The organism is Pseudomonas sp. TWI923 (assembly GCF_039673365.1).
In the GTDB taxonomy this organism is placed as follows: Bacteria; Pseudomonadota; Gammaproteobacteria; order Pseudomonadales; family Pseudomonadaceae; genus Aquipseudomonas; species Aquipseudomonas sichuanensis.
Genome location: NZ_JBDJLM010000125.1, coordinates 1 through 7,843, shown reverse-complemented (window position 1 = coordinate 7,843; position 7,843 = coordinate 1). Strand labels below are relative to the sequence as shown.

Genomic DNA, 7,843 nt, shown 5'->3' with positions numbered 1-7,843 from the left:
CCAGGGCGTTTCCGGGGTTAAACCTCCCCACCTCAAATCGGGGGGGCCCCCCCGCCCCCCCCCCTCCCCCACGGGGGGGGGGTTGGGGGTTGCCCCCGCGATCGTTTCAGGGCTGGTCCAGTTTCAGCTCGCGCTTGACCAGCCCAAGCAACGCCTGCAACTTGTCGCCATCCAGGGGTTTCACCAGAAAGTCCACCACGCCCAGGTGCATTGCCTTGACGGCCTCGGACACTTCCGACTCCCCAGACACCACGACGATCGGCAAGTCGGCCCGCGTCGACGCCCGGATTTGCTGGATCAACTCCAGGCCATCCTTCGGTTCCATGCGCAAATCAGTGATCATCAGGGCAATCCGACGCTCGTAATGCAGCTTCAACATCGCCTCCTGCGCGCCGTCGGCGGTCATGCAGTCGATGCCCCGGCTTTTGAGGTACAAGCTCAGCGCCTGGCTGTTCACCGGGTTGTCATCCACCACCAGCACCACCGGTTTGGGCGCCACCGGCGCGCTCACCACGGCCAACGCCTCACGCTCGGCGTCACTCAGAATGTCGTCATGCTCAGCCATGGTCGTCTCGTCAAAAATCTCGCTCAAACCCTAAGACCCTAAACCCGCACCGCCCTGTGCGCCTTTCGTCGGGGCCTTGCCACCAGTGCCTCTAGACTTACGTCCAATGGGCACCACAAGGCGGCCAGCCGACCATGGAGGCCGAGAACAACAAAGCCGAGCCCTATAGATAGATATATATAGTTCGGCGTAGCGAAACGGTCAGCTTCATGAGCAAAAAGGACGCCTACCGCCAGGCGGGCAAAACCGCAGTGCAGCAGAACATCCAGGGCACCCTGCAGTTGCTGCAGCGCTTTGCGCCGTTCAACCAGATGGAACAGAGCCACCTGGCCTACCTGGTGGAGCAGTGCCAGCTGCGCTTCTACGCGGCTGGCGAAAGCATCATCAAGCCCAGCGACGGCCCGGTCGAGCACTTCTACATCGTCAAGCAGGGCCGTGTGGTCGGCGAGCGCCAGCACGTCACCCGGCCAGGCACCGAGACCACCTTCGAGATCACCAGCGGCGAATGCTTCCCGCTGGCTGCATTGCTGGGCGAACGCGCCACCCGCACCGAGCACCTGGCAGGCGAAGACACCTTCTGCCTGCAATTGAACAAAGCCGCGTTCATCCGCGTGTTCTCCCTGTCCGACGTGTTCCGCGACTTCGCCCTGCGCGGGGTCAGCAGCCTGCTCGACCAGGTCAACCAGCAGGTGCGCCAGAAAGCGGTCGAGACCTTGGGCACCCAATATTCGCTGAACACCCCGCTGGGCGAACTGGCCATGCGCCACCCGGTGGTGTGCAGCCCCGACACGCCCCTGCGCGAAGCGGTGCGGCTGATGCACGAACAACAGGTCGGGAGCATCGTCATCGTCGACCCGCAACGCTACCCCATCGGCATCTTCACCCTGCGCGACCTGCGCCAGGTGGTCGCCGATGCCAGCGCCGAGCTGACCGCGCCGATCGACCGCTACATGACCGCCAAGCCGTTCTACCTGAGCCCCCAGGCCAGCGCCTTCGACGCCGCCATGGCCATGACCGAACGGCATATCGCCCATGTCTGCCTGGTGGACAACCAGCGCCTGTGCGGGGTGATTTCCGAGCGCGACCTGTTCTCCCTGCAACGGGTCGACCTGGTGCACCTGGCGCGCACCATCCGCCACGCCCCGCGGCTGGACAGCCTGGTGTCGTTGCGTGGCGAGATCGGCCAACTGGTCGAACGCATGCTCGCCCACGGCGCCTCCTCGACCCAGATCACCCAGATCATCACCCTGCTCAACGACCACACCGTGTGCCGGGTGATCGAACTGGCCATCGCCGAACGCGGCGACCCGGGCGTGCCGTTCAGCTGGCTGTGCTTCGGCAGCGAAGGCCGCCGCGAACAGACCCTGCACACCGACCAGGACAACGGCATCCTCTTCGAAGCCCGCGACCGCGCCGAAGCCGACGCCATCCGCGCCAGGCTGTTGCCGCTGGCCCAGCACATCAACCACAACCTCGCCCAGTGCGGCTTCACCCTCTGCACCGGCAACGTAATGGCCGGCAACCCCGAGTTGTGCCTGTCGCGCAGCGAGTGGGCGCGGCGCTTCGCCGGCTTCGTGCGCGAGGCCAGCCCGGAGAACCTGCTGGGCTCGAGCATCTACTTCGACCTGCGCGTAGTGTGGGGCGATGAACAAGGCTGTGAACAGCTGCGCCAAGGCCTGCTCGAACAGGTGGCCGACAACCGCATCTTCCAGCGCATGATGGCCGACAACGCCCTGCGCCAGCGCCCGCCGGTGGGGCGCCTGCGCGAGTTCGTACTGACCCGCCAGGGTGACGACAAGGCCGCCACCCTCGACCTCAAGGTGCAGGGCCTGACGCCCTTCGTCGACGGCGCGCGGCTGCTGGCCCTGGCCCATGGCATCAAGGCCTGCAACACCCTCGAGCGCCTGCGCCAACTGGTCGCCAAGGGCGTCATCGACGCACTCGACGGCGCCGCCTTCGAGGAGGCCTACCACTTCATCCAGCAGACCCGCATGCAGCAGCACCAGCGCCAGACCCGCGCCAACCTGGCGTATTCCAACCGCCTCGACCCGGACAGCCTCAACCACCTGGACCGGCGCATCCTGCGCGAATCCCTGCGCCAGGCCCAGCGCCTGCAAAGCAGCCTGGCCCTGCGGTACCAGCTGTGAACCTGTTCGCCTGGCTGCGCCCACCGGCGCCCACGCTGGACGATCACCAGCACCAGCGCCTGGCCAGCCTGCCCGGGCCTGCGCCACTGGCCGTGTGCTCCCTGCGTGAGCAGCGTTGGGTGGTGCTCGACTTGGAAACCAGCGGCCTGAACCTCAACCGAGACCAGGTGCTGTCGATCGGCGCGGTGGCCATCGAGGATGGTGCCATCGACCTCGGCCAGCAGTTCGAGCGCACCCTGCACCGCCCCGAGCAGAAGACCAACGCCAGTGTGCTGATCCACGGCCTCGGCCCCAGCGCTCTGGCCGCCGGTTGTAATCCGGCAGAAGCCTTGCTCGACCTCATGGCGTTCATTGGCGACAGCCCGGTGCTGGCGTTCCACGCGTCGTTCGACCAGCACATGCTGGCGCGGGCGCTGCAGGACAGCCTTGGCCTGCGCCTGCGGCACCCGTTTTTCGATGTGGCGGAGCTGGCCCCCATGCTCAACCCCGACACGGTGCTGCGCGAAGCCGGGCTGGATGACTGGATCGCCCGTTTCGGCCTCGAAGTCCAAGCCCGCCACCATGCCAGTGCCGACGCCCAGGTCACCGCCGAGCTGGCCCTGATCCTGTTCAGCCAGGCACGCCGCCAGCAGTTGGACAGCCCGTTGCAGCTGGATCAGCGCCTTAAACAATGGCGTCGGCGCAAGATGCAGAGCCACGGACTGTAGGAGCGGCCTTGTGTCGCGAAAGGGCTGCGTAGCAGCCCCGGCGATTCTGCATGATCCCAAGATCCTGGGGCCGCTGCGCAGCCCTTTCGCGACACAAGGCCGCTCCTACACAGATCATTGGCAACCCGCCAACCGTAATGGCAACCCGATAAGCGTCAATTGCGCCCCCACCCCCGCCTCTGCGACAATCGCGAATAATTATCGTTAGTTAACGCATTCTTTATCGGGGGACGTTCCTTGACGTCTGCGCAGAGCCCACACGCCGAACTGGTCAGCGCGCTGTACCGCGACCATCGCGGCTGGCTGCTCGCCTGGCTGCAACGCAGCACGGCCTGCCGCCAGCGCGCCGAAGACCTGAGCCAGGACACCTTCGTGCGCCTGCTTGGCCGCGAACGGCTGGACGCCCCCCGCGAACCCCGCGCATTCCTGGTTGCCGTGGCCAAGGGCCTGCTGTTCGACCACTTCCGCCGCGCCGCGCTGGAGCAGGCCTACCTCGCCGAACTGGCGCTATTGCCCGAAGCCGAACAGCCCTCGCCAGAACTGCAATACCTGATCCTCGAAGACCTCAAGGCCATCGACCGCCTGCTCGGCAAGCTGTCGAGCAAGGCGCGCGCCGCGTTCCTGCACAACCGCCTGGACGGCCTCGGCCATGCCGAAATCGCCCAGCGCCTGGGGGTTTCGGTGTCCCGAGTGCGCCAGTACATCGCCCAAGGCATGCGCCAGTGCTACATCGCCCTGTACGGGCAGCCGACATGAACAACAGCCCTGTCTCCAGCACCGTGCTGGACGCCGCCATCGCCTGGAAGCTGTGCCTGGACGAAGGCAGCGGCAGCCCCGACGAACGCAACGAATTCATGCGCTGGCATGCCGCCCACGAAGAGCATGCCCGCGCCTGGCTGCAATTGAGCCTGCTCGACCAACGCTTCAACACCGCCGCCGGCCCCGCCCGCCATGCCCTGCTGCAGTCGCGCACCGGCATGCGCCGGCGGCTCGGCGGGCTGGCCGGCATGCTGCTGCTCGGCGGCGTGCTGGCCTGGGCCGGCATGCCCTCGCTGTCGCCGGACTACTGGCTGGCCGACCAACGCACCGCCACCGGCGAACTACGCACCCTGCGCCTGGAAGACGGCACGCTACTGAGCCTGAACAGCCACACCGCAGTGGATATCGACTTCCAGGGCGAACAACGGCTGATCGTGCTGCACCAGGGCGAGATATCCGTGGAAACCGGGCATGAGGACAGCCGCCCACTGCAAGTGCGCACCACCGATGGCCGCCTGCGCCCGCTGGGCACACGTTTCCTGGTGAAGCGCGAAGCCGACGGCACCCGCCTGGAAGTCCTGCAATCGTCGGTGGCCGCCAAACCCCGCGACAGTGGCGACGAGCAGGTACTGCGCGAAGGCCAGCAAGTGCTGATGAACAGCGAAGGCCTGGGCGCGGTCAGCCCGGTAGCGGTCGGCGCCGATGCCTGGACCCGCGGCATGCTGGTGGTCGACAACGTGCGCCTGGCCGATCTGGTGGCCACCCTTGGCCAGTACCGCAGCGGCCACCTGGGGGTGGCCGACGAGGTCGCCGACCTGCGCGTGAGCGGCAGCTTCCCGCTGACCAACACCGACCTGGCGCTGGCCTCGCTGCAACCGGTACTGCCGGTGAAGATCGAGCGGCATACACCGTGGTGGGTAACCGTCAGCGCCCGCTGAGGCAGCCTCGAGCTGCAAGCTGCAAGCTTCAAGAAAAAGCAGGTCACTGCAGATCCCGCTTTGCTCTTGCAGCTTGAAGCTTGCAACTTTCAGCTTTTTCCCCCCACCCCCTGTCACTTTTCAAAACTCACTCGGCAAGGAAGCAGATAGCACTTATCCGTCGAGGAGCCGCCGCATGTCCCGCGCTGTTGATGCCTTGCTTCGCCCCAGCCTGATGGCCCTGGCCATCGGCCTGGCCGCCCCGTTGACCAGCACCGCCCTGTTCGCCGCCGAACAGTCGGCGCTGCGCACCTATGCGCTGCCCGGCGCACCACTGGCCAGCACCCTGAACCAGATCGCCAGCCAGGCCGGCATCACCCTGGCCCTGGACCCGGCCCTGGTCAGCGGCCGCACCTCGGCCCCGGTCAGCGGCCAGTACGACGCCCTCGGCGCCCTGCAGGCCGCCCTGCGCGGCACCGGGCTGCAACTGCAGCAAAGCAGCGCCGGCAGCTACAGCCTGGTGGCCGTCCCCGAAACGGCCCTGGCCTTGCCGGAAACCACCGTCAACGCCGCCAGCGACAGCGAAAGCGCCTGGGGGCCGGTAGACGGCTACCTCGCCAAGCGCACCGCCGCCGGCACCAAGACCGACACCGCCCTGGTGGAAGCACCGCGTTCGATCTCCGTTGCCACCCGCCAGCAGATGAACGACCGCGGCGTGCACAGCCTCGATGACGCCGTGAAATACATGCCGGGCATCGTCTCCGCCAGCTACGGCAGCGACACCCGCTATGACTGGATGCTGGTGCGCGGCTTCGAGCCAACCCAGTTCCTCGATGGCCTGCCGCTGCCCCGCGGCGTGTACGCCAACCCGAAAGCCGAAACCTGGAACCTCGACCGCCTGGCCCTGCTGCGCGGCCCGGCTTCGTCGGTGTATGGCCAGACCCCGCCCGGCGGCCTGCTGGACATGGTCAGCCGCCGCCCGCAAGCCGAAAGCGCCCACGAGATCCAGGTGCAGTACGGCAGCGACAACCATCGCCAGATCAACTTCGCCAGCACCGGCAAGATCGACGACCAGGGCCAGTTCCTCTATGGCGTCAGCGGCGTGGTGCGCGACAGCGACACGCAGATCGACCACATCGAGAACAAGCGCTACAACATTGCGCCGAGCCTGACCTGGAACATCGACGACGACACCAAGCTGACCTTCCTCAGCCAGTTCACCCGTGACGACACCGGCGTCACCAGCCAGTTCTACCCGATCCAGGGCACCAAGATCTCGATGCCGTTCGGTGATATCTCCCACCACAAGAACCTCGGCGATCCGGACTACGACTTCTACGACCGCACCTACTACGCGTTGGGCTATGCGTTCGAACACCGCATCAACGATGTCTGGCAGTTCCGCCAGAACCTGCGTTACACCAAGTCGGACCTGTCGTTCCAGACCGTCACCGTGCGCAGCTACAACCCGGCCTTCGCCGCCTTTGGCTTTGTCGTGGACGACCAGGGCAACACCGGCCGCGGCACCACCAACGTCGACGAGGACATCAGCCAGTTCGCCGTCGACAACAACCTGCAGGGCGACTTCGACACCGGCGCCGTCAGCCATACCCTGTTGCTCGGCCTGGACCACCAGCGCATGAACAACAACTACACGGCGATCTTTGGCAGCGCCACCGACATCAATGTGAACAACCCGGTCACCGGCGCGCCCATCACCCGCCCGCCACGTTCCGACGCGTTCTACGACTACGACCAGAAAACCCGCCAGACCGGCCTCTACATCCAGGACCAGATGGCCCTCGACAACTGGCGCCTGACCCTGGGTGGCCGCCAGGACTGGGTGAAAACCGATACCCACTTCATCAAGGACGACACCGACAACAGCCAGCTCAACCGCAAGTTCAGCGGCAACGCGGCGATCAGCTACGTGTTCGACTCGGGCTTGGTGCCCTACCTGTCGTACGCCGAGTCGTTCCAGCCCACCAGCAAGGCCGACGTCACCTCGACCAACTCGCTCAAGCCAACCGAAGGCCAGCAGTGGGAACTGGGCATCAAGTACCAGCCACCCGGCTCCAACACCCTGCTCAGCGCAGCGGTGTATGACCTGACCCAGAAGAACGTCTCGGTCACCAGCTTCGTCGGCGCGGTGCCGGTCACCAGCCAGACCGGCGAAGTGAAGGTGCGCGGCCTTGAGCTGGAAGCCACCTCCGACGTCACCGAAAACCTCAAGGTGATCGCCGCCTACACCCTGGCCAAGTCCGAAGTGCAGGATGGCCAGTACAAAGGCAACCGCCTGCAACTGATGCCCAACCAGCAAGCCTCGCTGTGGGCCGACTACACCTGGCACAGCGGCGTGCTCGATGGCTTCGGCATCGGTGCCGGCGCGCGCTACACCGGCAATACCTATGGCGACCAGGGCAACACCTGGCTGGGCAAGGCCGACGCCTACACGGTGTTCGACGCCTCGGTGCACTACGACCTCGGCCGCCTGGACAACAGCCTCAAGGGCGCGTCGGTGGCGCTCAACGCGACCAACCTGTTCGACAAGGACTACATCTCCACCTGCGACAGCTTCTACTGCTACTACGGCGACCAGCGCAGCGTCGTCGCCAGCGCCACCTACAAGTTCTGAGTGACCGGGGCCGCTGCGCGGCCCATTCGCCGGGCAACCCGCCCCCCCAAAGGAGACAATTTGGGTGCCCGCCTTACCGCGGCAAGACCGGGCCCGCCCCCCCCCCGCGCAAA

6 protein-coding genes are annotated in these 7,843 nt (G+C 66.1%); 5 read left to right on the top strand and 1 reads right to left on the bottom strand.

The window, feature by feature from the left end:
- Positions 1-106: 106 nt before the first annotated feature.
- Positions 107-565 (bottom strand): response regulator, encoded by a 459-nt coding sequence (locus ABE459_RS25070; protein ID WP_323830167.1) that lies wholly within the window; start codon positions 563-565, stop codon positions 107-109.
- Between the two features lie 209 nt (positions 566-774).
- On the opposite strand from ABE459_RS25070, the gene ABE459_RS25065 reads away from it, so the two are divergent.
- The 5 genes from ABE459_RS25065 to ABE459_RS25045 all read left to right on the top strand — a co-directional run bounded on the left by ABE459_RS25065 (position 775) and on the right by ABE459_RS25045 (position 7,730).
- Positions 775-2,712: a putative nucleotidyltransferase substrate binding domain-containing protein gene (locus tag ABE459_RS25065; RefSeq protein ID WP_125462310.1), complete on the top strand. Its 1,938-nt coding sequence runs from the start codon at positions 775-777 to the stop codon at positions 2,710-2,712.
- Entirely contained in the window at positions 2,709-3,419 is a 711-nt protein-coding gene (locus ABE459_RS25060) for a 3'-5' exonuclease (protein WP_346648165.1), read from the top strand. Before ABE459_RS25065 ends, ABE459_RS25060 begins: the two co-directional genes overlap by 4 nt.
- Before the next feature lie 237 nt (positions 3,420-3,656).
- Positions 3,657-4,175, top strand: coding sequence for an RNA polymerase sigma factor (locus tag ABE459_RS25055; protein WP_110992306.1), 519 nt, complete (start codon positions 3,657-3,659; stop codon positions 4,173-4,175).
- On the top strand, positions 4,172-5,116 hold the full coding sequence (locus ABE459_RS25050; protein WP_125462308.1) for a FecR family protein: 945 nt from the start codon (positions 4,172-4,174) through the stop codon (positions 5,114-5,116). Before ABE459_RS25055 ends, ABE459_RS25050 begins: the two co-directional genes overlap by 4 nt.
- Before the next feature lie 175 nt (positions 5,117-5,291).
- On the top strand, positions 5,292-7,730 hold the full coding sequence (locus ABE459_RS25045) for a TonB-dependent siderophore receptor (RefSeq protein ID WP_323830164.1): 2,439 nt from the start codon (positions 5,292-5,294) through the stop codon (positions 7,728-7,730).
- Positions 7,731-7,843 lie beyond the last annotated feature (113 nt).